We start from the raw sequence: 17,172 nt of genomic DNA, 5'->3' as shown, positions 1-17,172 counted from the left end.
CTACTACAGGTTCATTATTTCTTAGTCGGTTGAACCTGCATTCCGTCATTAAGCATATCAATTCTATTCATTACGATTTTTTCACCAGCTGTCAGACCCGATTTCAGCAGGTATTCATTGGCCGTATTTCCGGCAATCTCGATCTGTTTCATGGCAATTTTGTTTTTGTCGCCAATAACATAGACAAAATAACGATCCTGGATGTCTTTGACAGCTGCCATCGGAACTAACAATACGTTATCATGAGTCTTTTTTAGGACAACTTTTGCTGAGCCTCCAGAACGAAGTATCTTATCTGGATTGGCAAAGATTGCCTTTAGTGTTATACTACCGGTCGTTTTGTCGATATTACCGCTAGCCATTTCTACTTTTCCAGAATGATTATAAACCGTACCATCAGCCAGGATTAAGGTTGCCTGTTGATTGCTTGACTTTGTATTATGATCTTTCATAAATGATATAAAATCAGCCTCGCTTAAGGAGAAATAAACATTTACGGAATTGATTTCAGACAATGTTGTTAAGGGCATAGCGTCGGCAGGGGTTATCAAATTTCCGATACGATTGGGAATCCGTCCAATGTAACCGCTAACAGGTGCATTGATCAATGTAAATCGAGCATTGATCTGTGAGGAACCCAAGGCTGCTTGCGCTTGAGCGACCTGCGCTTTTGCAGCAGCGTAGTTGGCTTCTGCGGTTTTAAGCTGAAGTTCGGTATACACTTTACCTTCTACGAGCGGTTTGATTTTTTCAATTTCCAGTTTTGCATTTTGTTCCGCGGATAGTGCCGCTTGATAGGCCGCTCTGCTGTTATTTACTTGTTCATTGTATACATCCGCTTTTATTTTGAAAAGGGCTTGGCCTTTTGTGACATAATCTCCCTCTTTCACATAGATCTGCTCCAGATATCCTGTCACCTGAGCCTTTACATCAACATTGACGGTTCCCTCCAAGGTGCCTGGGTATTTTTTTTCTGTCTCCGCATGTGCGGGGGATAATTCGATAAAGTCAACAGTAACTGCCTGCTCTTGCGGTTGTTCTTGGCTGCCTCCACAGGACGATAAAAGTGTAGCTGCTGTAATAAATGTAAGGATAGGTTTTAAATTCATCGTTCTTAGTGCCATTTTATCATTTTATTTAAAGCAAAAGAAAGAATTCTTTTAAGAGATATAATAGGGAAATCTACCGAGACGTAACAATTGCTTACTGAAACGTAGCTATAATGCACTGAATTTTTATATTATTTAATCAAAACAGAACTTTTTTGTCGTTTTTATTAGAGTGAGACTACTTCACACCTTGTTACGATTAGTTAATTTATCCAAAAATTTGGAATTATAGATCGTTGTTACTAATAATCCAGCCAGTTTTTTAAGAGCTGTGCTTTTTCCCGGCTGACGAGGATTTCGACATCTTCACTTTGTTTGATTTCCACTTTAAGTTTGCCATTAAAATGGTTGTGAAGTCTCTTTATTGCGTCTATATGGATAATAAATTGTCGGTTAGCACGGAAAAAAACTTTCGGATTTAGTTGCTGTTCCAGCTCTTCTAAGGTTTGAGGAACAATTTCGACGGTACCACATTTCAATTTGGCATGTGTTAACTTAAACTCGGAGTAAAAATATTGAATATCTTCCACTTGTATTGTTTTATAGCCGTCTTTGAAGGGGAGGAGAAAGCGGGTTCTGAAATCTTTGGGATAGATAAAATCCAATAGGCCCTGAATCGGATCCGAACTAATCTGTTGAAGCTTGAGATTGTCTAATTTGATCAGCGCACTTTCTAATTCTTTTTTTTCTACCGGTTTCAGTAGGTAGTCTATGCTATTGAACTTGAAAGCTCTGACGGCATATTCGTCAAAGGCTGTGGTAAAGATAATAGGGCAGTCAATTTGTATGCTTTCCAGAATCTCGAAGCTTAAACCATCAGAAAGACGGATATCCATCATGACCAAGTCTGGTGATTCGTTACTTTGAAACCAGCTGATACTGTCCGTAATATTATCCAAGACATCCAGTATCTGTATAGATGGTTTTATTTCCTTCAACAGACGTTTTAGACGATCCGCATTCAATTTTTCATCTTCAATAATCAATACGTTGGCTATACTCATGAGTTTTGTTCTATAAGTGGTAGATTAACTTTGAATGTCTTCCCATTGTTCATGATTTCAGGTTGCAAGTTGGACAACAGATCATATCTCTTAATGATGTTCGAAATACCTATCCCAGATGATTCAGAGACATTCTCGATGGGGATCAAAATATTTTCGACAACTAACTGGTTATGGGCATTGGTATACACCTTAATTTTTAATGAACGTTTTTTATTGGTTTGGTTGTGTTTTAGTGCGTTTTCGACTAAAAGCTGTAAGGTGAGTGGCGGTAGTTGATAATTGGATTTCGCAGGATCTACATTTATTTCAAAATGAACACCTTCTCCAAATCTGTTTTTAATTAAGAAAATATAGGAATCTAAAAAATTGAGTTCCTCCTCGAGAGAAATAACATCTTTTTTAGAATTCACTAAAAGGTAACGATATATTTTGGAGAAATTTTCAGCATATTCATATCCTAGTTGTTGATCTTCTAAAATGATTTCAGATAATACGCTCAAATTGTTGAAGACAAAATGTGGATCAATCTGTAATTTCAGTGATTGAAGTTCTGTCTCGAGAATGACTTGCCCTAGTTTGGCTGCACGTATGGATTCATTTTTCCAATTGTTGATCAGGTGGATACCAATGTTGATTCCCATAATCAATAATGCGACCATAACACTGATGGAAATATTCTGTATAGTACCTCTTTTTTCTTCCAGAGATGTTGCAAGTGTGAGATTTTGCAGCTCAAAATAATGGGAAATGATGTAAACAAGTAATAAGTTGATAAGGAGAACCACAATCAGATTAATGACGGTTTCAATAAGAAGCCTTTCCGCTGGGTTATCTTTCCATGTTAAGACACGATCCAATTTCTTGTGGACAATGATACTGAACTCTGAAATAAAGAAGCTATAAATAATGGTAAATGTCCATTCTCCCAATATTTCGAACATGTTCCGTTGAAAATAGCCATTCCAGCAACTTGAGAATGGATCTATAATATAGGCAACAAGATAAATGAGAAAAAAAGAAAGTAAGGTAAATAATAACCTTTTCTTGTTTGTACTGATTAGATTTTTCTCATTTTTATAGATGGTCTTATCCTGCATTCGTTTTACTTGTATATAGCTATTAAATCACTACAAATTTCACAATTCATTTAAGGATTGAATTACAAATTTATTCTGAAACGTACAAAGAGCAAGCTGAAATATCAATTTGTACAACCCAATCGTATATTTTATAAATCACCCGATTCCCGATCATGCCATATTAATATACCAAATTCGAATTGCTTTTACAATCAAATAACAATATTTAACCTGATAATTTATTAAATTGTTCGGTGTAAAAAATAATGCATGTTATGATTGAGTTATTTCATTTAAATTGTGTTCGGATTGTTTCGCCGGTGAACGACAATGTGTGTGGGCATTGTTTGTTAATTAAGGAAGGAGACAGATTGGTTCTAGTTGATACAGGTATCGGCTTGTTGGATACCCGTTATCCGATGGAACGGATAGGTAAAGAACTTGTTGAAATGGTTGGTTATCGTTTTAACGAGGATTTGACGGCCATCCGTCAGATTGAAAAATTAGGATTCGATCCATCTTGTGTCACCGATTGTGTTATATCCCATTTAGATAACGATCATATTGGAGGCTTGGCTGATTTTCCAAATGCCACTGTTCACGTTGGAAAAGAGGAGTATGAAAGCTATCTGGCCGGCAACCCACGTTATTTGGAAATGCCGTTGTCGCATCAGCCGATAATCAAAACTTATACAAAAAATGACTTTCAGTGGCATGGTCTTGAGGCTAGAAAACTAGCTATTGATGTTCAGGTACCGCTGTATCTCGTACCCCTCTTTGGTCATACTTTAGGACACTGTGGAGTTGCTATAGGATCTGAAGTCAAATTGCTCTATGTCGCAGATGCGTATTACATGAAAGTAGAACTTACTGACCAAACGCATCCTGTGAATATTTTGGCCGAAAGTAGAGCCGAAGATAATCATAAGCGATTAGAATCGCTGGACAAAATCCGTCGCTTTATAGCCCTAAATCCTGACGTTAAGGTATTCGGTTATCATGATATTACTGAATTCGACGATTTCACCGACTGATATAGTAATAAGTAGGAAGGTGGAGAGCTGTCCGGTTGTAAAAAAGGATTGACAATGTTTCTTTTGTCAATCCTTATGGTTTAAGTGGAGTTACGTCTCCATGTAATCAAAAAAGCTGATTATTTTGGTTCTTTGTGTGTTGTCGGTGTATGGACAATATCGAAATAAACGGCTTTATTGTCGTTGTTCGGATAGATCCGGTATGTAAATTCCTGTTTTGTCAATACTGTAATATCAACTACACGTGTGAAAAGTGTTTCTCCCGCAGCATTTTTAGCAACGATAGTCCGGGTTTTCCCATCTGCTGAAACAGACCAGTCTCCCTGCATTTTAGGAGAGTCATCCAGATTGAACATAGTAAAGGTACCATTGGATTTGAAGTAGGCAAAACCTACAAAATTTGAGACATTGGCATCTGTCAATACCACATTTTCACCTTTGTTATTTTTGGCGTTTGTTGTCTCCCAAGCGGTACTAGCTAATACCTCGCTTGGTGTAAGCTGAGGCTCCGGTGTAACTTCATCATCCTTACTGCAGCTGGCTATCAGCAAAGTACAAATGGCAATATAACATACCAATGCAATCTTTTTTAAATCTTTCATAATCATTAAATTTATTGTTTCACAAAAGTAATTGCATTATAACTGTTGCGTTTGTTCCTTTTATTCCAAGGTTTGAAGGATTTATAACAATGACTATAATGACATGCTAGATTTTCTAAAAAGGGAGGCTATTTTATTGTTTTGATACTTAAGAAGGATGCTTAATTAAGAATAGGAGTAGGAGTAAGAGTAAGAATAACCAAATGGGAGGGGAGCGTTATTCCTTCAAAGCTGTTGTTATAAAATAAGACAGGAGACCCTCGCGGTCCCCTGTCTCCCAGATATGTGATATAAAATTAGAAAAATTGCAAATCTTTAAATTAGTTATTGCTCCATCCACCACCCAAGGAGCGATATAGATCTACCACAGCCGAAAGTTCGGCTTTCTTCACCTGAGCTAGTTCAAGTTCACTCTGTAATATATTGCTCTGCGCGGTGATTACCTCCAGATAAGTGGCCATACCCGTTTCAAAAAGAAGATTAGCGTGTTTAGTGGCCTCTTTTAAACGAGTCGTTCTATCCAAAGTAATCTGTTGTTTTTCTTTCAATTTTTGGATTGAAATCAGGGCATCGGAAACTTCTCCGGCCGCTGAAATGACCTTTTGCTTGAAAATCATAACATTCTTCTCTTGTTCTATACGGGCAAGCTCATATTGCGTCTTCAGCTCTCTACGCTGAAAAATAGGTTGTGTAATACTTCCTGTGATTGCACCAAATAAAGATGCAGGCAGATTAAACCAATTACTTGCTTTAAATGCATTGACACCTGCCTCGGCACTAATGACCAGCGAAGGGTACATTCTTGCTTTAGCCGATTTTTGATAGGCCTGAGAAGCAGTGACAGCAAGCTCTGCCTGTTTCACATCCGGACGATGGCTTAATAAATCTGCCGGTACTCCTGTGGCCAGATCTTCAGGAAAACGAACGTTGACCAATTGTTCCTGTGTTTTGATTTCCGCGGGGAGTTTACCACTGAGGATTTGAATCGCATTCTCCTGAAGATGGATCTGTTGTTCAAAATCAGGGATAAGAGCTGCAGCGGATAGACGTTGGGCATCGACTTGTTCCAAAGCAAGCAAGGTAATATCACCAACTTCATATTGTTGCTTAACAATACGGAGCGTGGTATCGCTCAACTGTAAATTTTGCTGTGCGATATCCCGTAACTGATAGAGCATCAAAAGTTGATAATAACCTTGCGCCACTTGGGCAATCAATTGGGTTTGTATCACTTTTTTTGCTTCTTCCGTTTGCAGATAAGAAGCTAACGCTGCCGCATTTTGATTCTTGATTTTCCCCCATAGATCGGCCTCCCAGGATAAACCAATGGATGCTGTGTAGTCTTCTACATGATGCTGTTTTAAAAATTGATTCAAGCTCAATCCGTTCATGCTATTATTGGAAGGGTTGGTACTATTTCCTCTGACCTGCAACTGCGCCGAAGGAAGATAGTTCGCTTTTGCCTGTTTCAGGCTCAGCTGAGACGACTCTATATTTTTCAGTGCCAATTGCATATCCAGATTATGCTGGATTGCACTGTCGATCAAGCTTTGTAAAACAGGATCTTTAAAGAAATCACGCCATGGAATAGAACCGATATTGTTTTCTTGTGTTGCTTTTCCCTGATCACGGTATTGCTCAGGCAGATTGGGGGCAAGATGTTTATTGCTAACCAATTTATCTGTTTTACAAGACCAAGCGACAAAAGATAAGATGAAAACCGTTAGTAGCTTTACTTTTCTATTCATATATTTCGATGTTGTCATTGTTTACTAGTTATTTGTATGCACAGGAATTTCCAAAGAAATATGCTCATTCTCCAGCTGTTTTTCTTTTGGCGTACCGCTCACTTTCTCTTGTATAAATTGGAATACGATAAAGAGGATAGGAATAATAAAAAGCCCTAATACAACCCCACTAAGCATTCCCCCGGCCGCTGCAATACTGATCGAGTGATTACCTTGTGCCGAAGGACCTACGGCAGTCATCATGGGAATCATACCGACAATGAACGCCAAGGATGTCATGATAATAGGTCTCAGACGTAAGCGCGCAGCTTTAAGCGCAGCGCTTGGTATCGAAATTCCCTGTGTTCGACCTTGAATGGCAAATTCGACAATTAAAATAGCGTTCTTCGCTAGTAATCCGATCAACATGACCAACGCTACCTGAACGTAAATATTATTGGCAGTATCGGTGAGGCTAATTGCTGCAAAGACACCAAATATACCTGTTGGAATAGAAAGTATAACGGCTAATGGGATAATGTAACTCTCATATTGTGCCGCAAGAAGGAAGTACACGAAGATCAAACAGAGTATAAAAATAAGCGTAGACTGACCTCCGGAAACAATTTCTTCTTTCGTCATACCCGAAAATTCGTAGGTGAATCCAGTTGGCAAATGCTGTTTGGCCACTTCTTCTACGGCACGGATAGCATCACCTGAACTATAGCCAGGTTTTGGAATTGCATTTATCCCGATCGAATTGAATAGATTGTAACGTGAAGCCGTTTCGGGACCGTATACACGTTCCAATTTGACCAGCGTATTGATAGGAACCATGTCGCCCAATCTGTTTTTAACAAAGATTCCATCCATAGAAGTTGGTTCGCTACGATCTTTTGCATCCGCTTGGACCATCACACGATAATACTTTCCGAATCGGTTAAAATCTGACGCTTGCGCGCTACCAAAGTAGGCTTGCATAGTCTGTAAGATACTCTTGGTACTAACACCAAGTTGTTCGGCTTTAATATCATCAACCTGTAGTTCGTACTGCGGATAATCGGCTTTAAAGGTTGTAAAGGCCATCATGATTTCGGGACGTTTCATGAGCTCTCCGATAAAACCTTGACCTACTGTACTGAATTTGCCAAGTTGTCCACCTGTTCTATCCTGAAGAACCATATCCAGACCATCGACATTACTAAATCCGGGAACCGTAGGGAAGGTAAATACAAAGAAATTCGCACCTTTGATATTTGCCAAACGTTGGTTGACATCAGCCATAATGGCGTTAATGTCCTTGATATTACCACGTTCTTCATGTGGTTTCAGCAGAATAAAAGCAACGCCCGCAGAAGGACTGGTGGATTGCGTTAAAATATTAAAACCGGCCAAAACGTTTAATGTCTTGGTGAAATCAGCATGTTGAAGCTGTTTTTCAGCTTCTGCCAAAGCACCTGAGGTGCGATCCAACGAGGCTCCAGCAGGCATCGATAGTGAGATAGCGATAAAACCTTGGTCTTCGGAAGGGATAAATCCGGTAGGTGTACGACGGATCATAAAAACTGTCAGCAATAAGGTGATACCCAGTCCCGCAAAAGCTACCCATTTGTAACGGATCAGAAAACGTAAGCTGCCTAAATAGTTTTTGGTCAGGCGGTCAAAACCAACGTTGAATCCTGTGAAGAAACGTTCTTTGAAATTAAGTTTCTTCGTCTCGTCGTGGTTATGATGCGTAGGCTTTAAAAATAATGCACAGAGGGCTGGACTTAAAGTCAATGCATTGATCGCTGAAATTACAATGGCTATAGCTAGTGTAAAGGCAAATTGTCGATAGAAAACTCCCGTCGAACCTTCCATAAAACCAATTGGGAGGAATACCGCGGACATAACCAGGGTAATGGAGATAATGGCTCCGGTGATCTCACTCATGGCAGAGGTCGTCGCCAATTTGGGTGGGAGATTATTATGTTCCATTTTGGCATGTATGGCCTCGACCACGACAATCGCATCATCTACGACGATACCGATTGCCAGTACAAGTGCAAATAATGTCAATAGATTGATGGAGAATCCAAATAGTTGCATAAAGAAAAATGTCCCGACAATCGCCACAGGTACCGCAATGGCCGGTATCAGTGTGGATCTAAAATCCTGAAGAAATAGAAAAACAACTAAAAAGACCAGAATAAAAGCTTCGATCAAGGTATGTTTAACCTGATCAATAGACTGGTCAAGCGCGTCTTTGGTATTGTATAAAACAAGATATTTTACACCTTTTGGAAAGCTCAAGGAAGCTTTTTCCATAAATTCCTGAATAGCAATCTGGATTTCGTTGGCGTTGGACCCCGCTAGTTGCATGACCCCTATGTTGAGTCCGGCTTTACCATTAATGCGGGTGTGGCTCGCGTAGGTATAGGATCCCAGTTCAACACGAGCTACATCTTTAAGCTTCAAGACGGAACCATCTGTATTTGAGCGTATAATGATATTTTCGTAATCGCTTGCTTGGTTAAGCTTACCTTTATATTTGATGACAAATTCAAAAGCTTCACGGCTGCTTTCCCCAAATTTTCCTGGAGCAGCTTCGACGTTTTTATCTTGAATTGCCCCCATAACCTCTTCCGGAGTTAATTTGTAGGCGGCCATTTGATTTGGATTAAGCCATACACGCATGGAATAATCTTTACTACCACCGAAAGCCAATGCTTGTCCTACTCCAGGGATACGTTTAAGCTCGGGAATGATATTAATCTGCGCGTAGTTGGTGATAAAAGTTTGATCATATTTACCTTCGTCCTCGGTATATAGATCCAATACCATGATCAAGCTATTTTGTTGTTTGGCCGTTGTAATTCCCGCCTGAACTACTTCGGCAGGGAGTTGGCTAGTAGCCTGTGCCACGCGGTTCTGCACATTGACAGCAGCCTGGTCAGGATCGGTGCCAAGTTTAAAATAGACCGTGATCATTAATGAACCATCATTACTGGCGGTAGAGCTCATATAGCTCATGTTTTCGACACCATTGATGGATTCTTCTAAGGAAGGAGCCACGGCCCGAAGTACTGTTTCGGCATTTGCACCGGGATATAATGCTGTTACCTGTACTGCTGGAGGGGCAATATCCGGAAACTGCTGTAAGGGCAGCTTCAGTATACCAATCACTCCCAGTATTACAAGTAATATGGAAATGACGGTGGCAAGTACAGGCCTCTCTATAAATTTCTTAAGCATAAGTTTGTTGTTTATAATATTAATTGATGCTGTCTTTTGATAAAGGTTGTGGCGTGATTTTTTGTCCATCTTGAAGTAAATCTATACCCTTGTAAACAATGCGGTCTCCGGCATTGATTCCCTTACTTACAAGATAGTTTGCGCCGCTTTTTCCAATGACGGTGATGGGTTGCTGTACAACTTTATTTTCTTTTCCGACAGTATACACGAAGATTTTGTCTTGCATTTCAAGTGTAGCAAGTTGTGGTACCAATAAAGCCTGGTCATATTTCTTTGGGAGTCTGACACGGCCGGTATTTCCATTGCGCAAAACGCCTTCAGGATTACTGAATGTTGCGCGTAAGGTAATCGCACCCGTGTTTTTATCAAACTGACCATCGACCATATCTATTTTTCCTTTTTGATCATAGATCGTCTGATCGGAAAGAACTAAACTGATCGGAGGGAGGTTGTTCAATTTTTGTTGAAGATTATTACCTTCCGTATTATTTTTAAAAGCAATAAAATCATTTTCTCCCAATGAGAAATAAACATGGAGATCTCTGACATTTGACAATGCTGTCAATGGTTGTGGATCTGTTGGTCCTACTAAACTACCTTGTTTTCTTTGTAGTCTTCCGATATATCCATCAGCTGAGGCGCGGATTAGCGTGTATCCTACGTTGATTTTAGCGGTCTCCACCGCGGATACTGCCAATTGAACATTCGCTTTTGCAGCATTACGTGCACTGATTGCTGTCTTTAACTGAAAGTCAGTCAATACTTTGGTATTTACTAACTTCGTTTTCTTTTCCACCTCCAGTTCAGCATTTTCCAATGCTGCTTTCGCTGCCAATAGATTGGCTTTGGCCTGATTCAACTGCTCTTGGTAAGGCCGGTCATTAATTTTAAAAAGCGCCTGTCCTTTACTGACTTTGGCACCCTCATCGACAAATATCTGCTCCAAAATCCCCTCAACCTGGGGTCTGATCTCAATATTAGCCGAGGCTTCTATTGTTGCTGGATATTCCTGATAGACTGTCTCGTTACCATTTTCGATGGCAACAACAGGAAGGTTAACAGGAGGAGGGTCAATAGGTTTGCTGGTTCCTGTTGAACAGCTGTATAAAAAGATTGCACTAAGCACATATGCGGTCTTTACGATATTAATTCGTTTAACACTGTTAAGTGCCGGAATGTAAATCTTCTTAAGACTTTGTGATACATTTGTTTTCATGTGATATTAAAAATTGAAGTTTTGGTGTATTTAACGGTGTTAGATTTTTTAACGTTGTATTTTTTGCTGTAAAAAAATTTAGTCAGTAAGCGAGCGGGTGATGCCGTAGATTGCGTCTTTTAGCACCTCTTGGTTGGTATTTTCACCATTACCCTGGTTAACCAAGTTGATTGATATCAGCCCATGTATAATTGACCAGTATGTAAAATACTTTCTACAGATCAAATCTTCCGGTGGATTTTTATCCTTCATGATCTCACGAATCACATCACTAATCAATTTGCCATGGGATTCTGCACACTTATACGTTTTTTCAAATCCACAGCAGGCAGTTCCAACGCCAAACATGAGCTGGTATAATTCGCGCTCCTCGAATGCAAAATCCCAATAACTTAGCCACATTGCTTCCAATTGTTTCTCCAGGTCGGACTGAGTTGATTTGGCTTGTCTGACTTTTTTGGCAAGTAAGAGATAACCCTGGTTGGCGAGTTCGTTTAAAATTGCATCTTTATTTGCGAAGTACTCATAAATCATCGGCGCGGTATATTCGATAATATCCGCAATCTTACGCATACTCAATGCTTGCCATCCTTCTTCTTTCACGATTTGGAGAGCTGCATCGAGAATATTTGTTCTATTCTCGTCCTTGAGGCGTTGTATACGTTCTTTACTACCCATGCTTTAATGCATAAATGATTTAACAGTGTTAAGCAAAATTGAAACTTTTTATTTTATTTAATGACATAGAAAAGTCATTAAATAAAAATACACTTCAATATTGCTTAAATGACTCCTTTATCGAGATTATTTGGAAGTATTAGGAGCTGTTTTATTCGGATCCGCTCTTTGTCAGACAATGGAATTGCCTGTTCGAGTATGGGCAGAATCTCTGCACTTTTCTCTGTTTGGAGTAGGAGATCCAAGAAACCTAAATAGGTACGGATCAGGTCGGTTTTGACTCCAAAGAAGATGCGCGGATCTATGATATAGATTTCCTGAACCAATGCAAGCAGTATTTCTTTTCTTTTCCTGTCTTTTTCTGTTTGGTCATAATGGGGTAGAAATCCTTTCTTTTCCAATTCGCTGAGTTTGACAGCAACAGCGTTTTCACGAACGTATTTTTTCTGTTTACGATCGAGAAAATCGCGCAATTCGGCAAGCAGATTACGGTAGACAACTTGTTTTTCTTTGCCAGTGAAGAGATTTACGTCAGTAGATACGCTGATATCTTCCTGTTCAAACGTGTCAAAGAAGTTGGATGTTACATAGACAGAGTGATGGAAATCTATTGCATTATTGTTAAAGCTACTGAGAACTTTTGCCACTTCTCTTTTTTCGCTATTGCGCAAATAATAGTAATAGCGGTCTCCGATCTGCTGGTTCCAACGAATGTAATTGACCTGAAAAGTATAGGAGGAATCACCTTCAGGACTATATAAAGTCCAAGATAGCAGATCCGTTTCTTGAATCAGATGATCATATTTTAACTGTGTTCCATTAATTCGTATTGTATAGCCTAGGTCGCGGTTAAGGTAAAGAAACCAGCCAAATTCCTGCGCCATGAAATCTATAAATTCTTGGGATTCCAAATGGGATGAATTTAGCCCGAATACGCCCTCCAATCTCACTTGGGTGCCTGTGTGCAGATTTTCTACCAGAATACTTTCGCTAACGTCATATTGTTCTTTGCTGTCCCTATCGATCAGGATACGGTATGTTTTTAAAACTCCTTCTTCTCTTACAATCGTATTCCAGATCGCTCTTGTCGCAAACAATGAAAAAGAAAATCTGCCTTTTCCTTTCTTCCCTCTTGTATAGGAACTTCGTTTGATGCTAGTTTTCTTTACCGAATCGAGGAAATTACCAAATGAATAGGGGAGTGTATCGAAAACGATCCCCTCTCCATTATCGCTGATGATGATACTGTTTATATAACCGAGCTCGTTACTATCAATTGCAATGTCGACTTCGGTAGCTTTTGCGTCAAAGCCGTTCCATATATATTCAGCAATGACCAGTTTTGGATCTTTAGGTAAACCGGCGGATTCTATACTCAAGTTGGTTATCTGCGTGTTTTTTTTCATGGTGATAGCAATTCTTGTAATTAAAATTTAAAGCGTTAAAAATAACAGGATTCACATAATAGATTGTTTACTTCGTGTTAACTCTTTTACTCTTAATCTTATTTATAGAACAAGTTAAGGCGTAAGAGATTCCAAAATAGATAATAAGGTTCAGAAGAAGATATATGCCGTTGAAATATGTTCTGTCCGTTGGTTCTGGGGAATGCCTTCCGCCCAGGTACCGATAAAAGGGAAAACCAATCGTATCATTACCATCCGAGGGACTGTCAAATTTCGAAAATAGGATGGTTATGATTACTGTTAAAATAAAAAAAATGAGCCAAGTCGCTTTTGGAATCTTTGGAAGCATACGTAAACCCTCGTTAATATCAATAAAATTACAATATCTTATGGATATTTCTTGGATATATTTGTCAATAGGTTTAAGCCTACTTTTTCAGAATTTTGATGGGATTTTTTTCCTTGCATATGGAAACTATTATTATTCTGAAAGCGTTAGTTTTGATTGAGAAAAATGATAAAGATGTTATAGTGAAAAATATTGAAATTAAGTTATGCTTGTAAAAACATTGAAGAGTCTATTTTATCGAGATCTAAATAGATTGAAAACAGAAATTGCGTCCTATAGTAAAGAAGAGAATATCTGGATTGTTGATCGGAGTATCGCAAATTCAGCTGGAAATTTATGCTTGCATTTGATAGGGAATTTACAGACGTATATTGGAGCGGAGATCGGAAAAACAGGTTATATCAGAAATAGGGAGGCAGAGTTTGCATTACGGGATATTCCAAGAACGGTGCTTTTAGATGGTATAGATGATACGATCAGGGTCGTTGATCAGGCTTTGGATAAGCTGGAAGAAGATGATCTCGCGGCAGAATATCCTATTTTGGTATTTGACGAGATGACAACAACGGAGTATTTATTGGTGCATTTAACGACACATTTAACCTATCATCTAGGGCAGATCAATTATCATCGTCGTCTGCTGGATATACATTAGTTTTGTGCTTGATTATCTTATTATAAGGGCTTTCTGTTATGCAGTAAATTCGAAACGCAAATTATAGCACAATGGGAATAAGAAGCGCTAAAGTAACTGACTATAAAGAGGCGACCTATTTGATCGTACGGTTGAAGCATATCAATGATGCCGAAAAGTTGAAAGAAATGCTGACGATTCTAGAAGCGACCAAGGATATCGTTGTTGGTAGGTAAGTTGGAGAATAGGGCGGTAGCGTAAAAAAAATGAAAGGTTGTATTCGTTTGCGCGTAAGTGCCACGAACAGAAAGCAACAAATTTTATGGAAATATGGGATTTCAGCTAAAAAAAGGAACAGAAAGTTTTTGATTCCATGCTTTAAAATATGAACTTTAGCCTGAATAGACAGTTAGTACTTTGATTATTTAGGACAGGCAACTATTGATCTATTGCTTAATGCGGAAAGATACCTGCATATGTTATTTTGAGTGTTGATTCCACCGAAGACCGACTTAGATAAAATGAGAAGAATATTTACTTTAATTGCCTGCTGTTGTGCGTTAAATTCGCAGGGCCAACAAATTGACAGTATTACATCTGTAATTGCACCTGAATATGACCGAGTGGGCTTGATTCATCGTTTCTGGTTGGGCGATAGTTACCGTAAATTATATAATACGCCTGTAAAAATGCGTGTTATGGATCTTCAAACTGAAAAAGGGGGACTTCATATTATTAAACTGGGCGGGGGGATGCAGACCCAATCACTTCGGATGGCCGATCCTTCTGGTAGAGAATGGGTGCTCAGGTCTATACAGAAATATCCGGAACGCAGTCTTCCGGAAAGTCTTCGAAAAACATTTGCAAAAGATATCGTTCAGGATCAAATATCGATACAACATCCATTTGGTGCTCTGACTGTTCCGCCATTTAATAAGGCCTTAGGTATTCCACATGCATCTCCAGAACTCGTTTTTGTTGGTGATGATCCTGGATTTGGCGAGTATCGCGAGGTCTTTAAAAATAGACCTTATATGTTTGAGGCACGTACACCTTTTGAAGACCAAAAGACAGATAATAGTGCAAAAGTCATCCGAAAGGTACTGGAAGATAATGATACCCAGATTGAGCAAAAACTAACTTTAAGGTCACGATTACTCGATTTTACATTAGGGGATTGGGACCGTCATGAAGATAATTGGCGATGGGATCCCGAAAAAGAGAAGGGCAAAAAGATTTATACCCCTGTACCACGTGATCGGGATAAGGTTTATTATAAAACTTCGGGCCTGTTTCCGACTTTACTTTCCTATCAATGGTTAAAGGCCCACTTACAACCATTTAACCCACATATACGTAATGTGGCTCATTGGAATTTTAACGCACGTCATTTTGATCATTTTTTTCTTACCCATCTTACAGAAGACGAATGGATCGATGAAATAAAATTTGTTCAGAAAACACTTACTGATTCGCTGATTCATCAGGCTATGCTCACTATGCCTGATAGTATCGTAAAATTAAGTGCGAATGAACTGGAAACAAATATTCGATCCAGAAGGGACGATCTCATGGAGAGTGGGTTAACCTATTACCGTTTTCTTGCCCGTGTTGTTGATTTGCCCTTATCTGCCAAATCTGAATTCGTTGATATCGATTACAATAAAGACGGTTCTGTATCGGTCAATATACACAATAAGAAAAAGGATGGTACTGAGGGTCGAAAGCTTATAAAACGTACTTTTTTACCCAGTCAAACCGAGGAAATCAGAATCTATGGGATTTCAGGCTCGGATGAATATAAAATCCATGGATCGGGCCGATCTCCTATCAAACTTCGTTTAATAGGTGGAAAAGGTGAAGATCTATATCGTACTTCTGATAAATTTGTCAATGGCCGTAAGGTTTATATTTATGATTCTAAAAATCAACAGCCTTCCAACATTCAGGTTGATAAAAATGTGCGACTAAAATTGAGCGCAGATACCGCTATTCACCAATTTGACTACGATAATTTTGTATACGATCGTAAAGGAGTTGTGGTCAATCTGGATTATGGTGTTGACCGCGGTCTGATTTTTGGGTTAGGATACCTGATAGAAAATCAAGGATTTAGGAAGAAACCTTATGCTTATCGGCACCAGTTTATGGCCAATTATTTAACAGGACGCGAATCATTTATGTTTGATTACAAAGGTCACTTTAAGAAACTGATTGCAGATCAGGATCTTTCTATTCACCTTTCATCACTTGGCCCTAGGAATCTGAGCAATTTTTTTGGTTATGGAAACAACAGCTTGTTTGAAAAATCGGATTCAAAGAGTATTTCTTACTATCGAAATAGATTTGATATCGTAAGTGGCGATATTTTTCTGGAAAAGTATCTAGATCCTAAACTGAAATTATTTTATGGTTCATCTTCTGAGTATTACAACAGTAAAGAGGCCAATAATATTGGAAAATACTTTGAGGAGTTTAATACTAAGTTTCCTTCTGAACCTATTTATGGGAGCAATTTTTTTACAGGAATTACTGGGGGAATAGATTATGATACACGTGATAACGCTGCAAATCCAAAATCAGGTATACATATCTATACCAGAGTAGGGTGGAATGCTGAGATTGGCGGCGAGAAACGGAAATATACAAAGCTGCATCACGCGATGAGTTTTTATAAAACAGTTGCCAATGACTACATCACATTTGCGAATAGGACGGGGATAGATGCTGTTTGGGGAGATCCCTATTTTTATCAGCATGCACAGATCGGGGGTGAGATGAGTCTGCGTGGATATAATTCAAGACGCTTTACAGGGAAGACAGCTGTATATAATAATTTTGACATGCGATTGAAACTGTTCAGTTATTCATCTTATCTTGTTCCGGGAACGGTAGGAGCGATTGGTTTTTACGATGTTGGTCGGGTTTGGATGACAGCGGAAAGTTCAGATACATGGCATATGGGCTATGGCGGAGGAATTTATTTTATGCCGGGAGAGCTTCTAACGATTCAAGGAGTGCTGGGTTTTAGCAAAGAGGCGACTTTGCCTTATATTCGGATCGGTCTTTCTTTTTAAGCGTAAATGTTTGCCTAACG

General features: G+C 39.0%; 13 protein-coding genes. 4 read left to right on the top strand and 9 right to left on the bottom strand.

Annotation, left to right across the window (positions count from 1 at the left end; genetic code table 11):
* Positions 1-14: 14 nt before the first annotated feature.
* From BWD42_RS08945 to BWD42_RS08935, 3 genes are all read right to left on the bottom strand, one after another.
* Positions 15-1,124: an efflux RND transporter periplasmic adaptor subunit gene (locus BWD42_RS08945; protein WP_139351078.1), complete on the bottom strand. Its 1,110-nt coding sequence runs from the start codon at positions 1,122-1,124 to the stop codon at positions 15-17.
* 227 nt (positions 1,125-1,351) lie between these two features.
* On the bottom strand, positions 1,352-2,113 hold the full coding sequence (locus tag BWD42_RS08940; protein ID WP_077435142.1) for a LytR/AlgR family response regulator transcription factor: 762 nt from the start codon (positions 2,111-2,113) through the stop codon (positions 1,352-1,354).
* Entirely contained in the window at positions 2,110-3,213 is a 1,104-nt protein-coding gene (locus tag BWD42_RS08935) for a sensor histidine kinase (RefSeq protein WP_077435140.1), read from the bottom strand. Before BWD42_RS08935 ends, BWD42_RS08940 begins: the two co-directional genes overlap by 4 nt.
* 257 nt (positions 3,214-3,470) lie before the next feature.
* Here BWD42_RS08935 and BWD42_RS08930 point away from each other — a divergent pair, with 257 nt between their 5' ends.
* Positions 3,471-4,229: an MBL fold metallo-hydrolase gene (locus tag BWD42_RS08930; RefSeq protein WP_077435930.1), complete on the top strand. Its 759-nt coding sequence runs from the start codon at positions 3,471-3,473 to the stop codon at positions 4,227-4,229.
* A gap of 119 nt (positions 4,230-4,348) precedes the next feature.
* Here BWD42_RS08930 and BWD42_RS08925 read toward each other — a convergent pair whose 3' ends face one another.
* The 6 genes from BWD42_RS08925 to BWD42_RS08900 all read right to left on the bottom strand — a co-directional run bounded on the left by BWD42_RS08925 (position 4,349) and on the right by BWD42_RS08900 (position 13,092).
* Positions 4,349-4,831 (bottom strand): DUF4822 domain-containing protein, encoded by a 483-nt coding sequence (locus BWD42_RS08925; protein WP_077435138.1) that lies wholly within the window; start codon positions 4,829-4,831, stop codon positions 4,349-4,351.
* A 320-nt stretch (positions 4,832-5,151) separates the two neighbouring features.
* Complete coding sequence (locus tag BWD42_RS08920; protein ID WP_077435929.1) at positions 5,152-6,579, bottom strand: efflux transporter outer membrane subunit; 1,428 nt, start codon at positions 6,577-6,579, stop codon at positions 5,152-5,154.
* 24 nt (positions 6,580-6,603) lie between these two features.
* Positions 6,604-9,792, bottom strand: a complete 3,189-nt coding sequence (locus BWD42_RS08915) for an efflux RND transporter permease subunit (RefSeq protein WP_077435927.1) — start codon at positions 9,790-9,792, stop codon at positions 6,604-6,606.
* Positions 9,793-9,811: 19 nt separating this feature from the next.
* Positions 9,812-11,008, bottom strand: coding sequence for an efflux RND transporter periplasmic adaptor subunit (locus tag BWD42_RS08910; protein WP_077435136.1), 1,197 nt, complete (start codon positions 11,006-11,008; stop codon positions 9,812-9,814).
* Between the two features lie 78 nt (positions 11,009-11,086).
* Positions 11,087-11,686: a TetR/AcrR family transcriptional regulator gene (locus BWD42_RS08905; RefSeq protein ID WP_077435134.1), complete on the bottom strand. Its 600-nt coding sequence runs from the start codon at positions 11,684-11,686 to the stop codon at positions 11,087-11,089.
* 104 nt (positions 11,687-11,790) lie between these two features.
* Positions 11,791-13,092, bottom strand: a complete 1,302-nt coding sequence (locus tag BWD42_RS08900) for an ATP-binding protein (RefSeq protein ID WP_077435132.1) — start codon at positions 13,090-13,092, stop codon at positions 11,791-11,793.
* A 554-nt stretch (positions 13,093-13,646) separates the two neighbouring features.
* Between BWD42_RS08900 and BWD42_RS08890 the strand changes: the two genes are divergently transcribed.
* From BWD42_RS08890 to BWD42_RS08885, 3 genes are all read left to right on the top strand, one after another.
* Positions 13,647-14,096 (top strand): DUF1572 family protein, encoded by a 450-nt coding sequence (locus tag BWD42_RS08890; protein WP_077435127.1) that lies wholly within the window; start codon positions 13,647-13,649, stop codon positions 14,094-14,096.
* A 71-nt stretch (positions 14,097-14,167) separates the two neighbouring features.
* On the top strand, positions 14,168-14,311 hold the full coding sequence (locus BWD42_RS24690) for a hypothetical protein (RefSeq protein ID WP_175992002.1): 144 nt from the start codon (positions 14,168-14,170) through the stop codon (positions 14,309-14,311).
* Positions 14,312-14,596: 285 nt separating this feature from the next.
* Positions 14,597-17,152: a BamA/TamA family outer membrane protein gene (locus tag BWD42_RS08885; protein ID WP_077435125.1), complete on the top strand. Its 2,556-nt coding sequence runs from the start codon at positions 14,597-14,599 to the stop codon at positions 17,150-17,152.
* Positions 17,153-17,172 lie beyond the last annotated feature (20 nt).

The sequence above is a fragment of the Sphingobacterium sp. CZ-UAM genome (genome assembly GCF_002000245.1).
GTDB lineage: Bacteria > Bacteroidota > Bacteroidia > Sphingobacteriales > Sphingobacteriaceae > Sphingobacterium.
The sequence above is the reverse complement of the archived record's forward strand: the minus strand, read 5'-3'. Positions and strand labels throughout refer to the sequence as shown.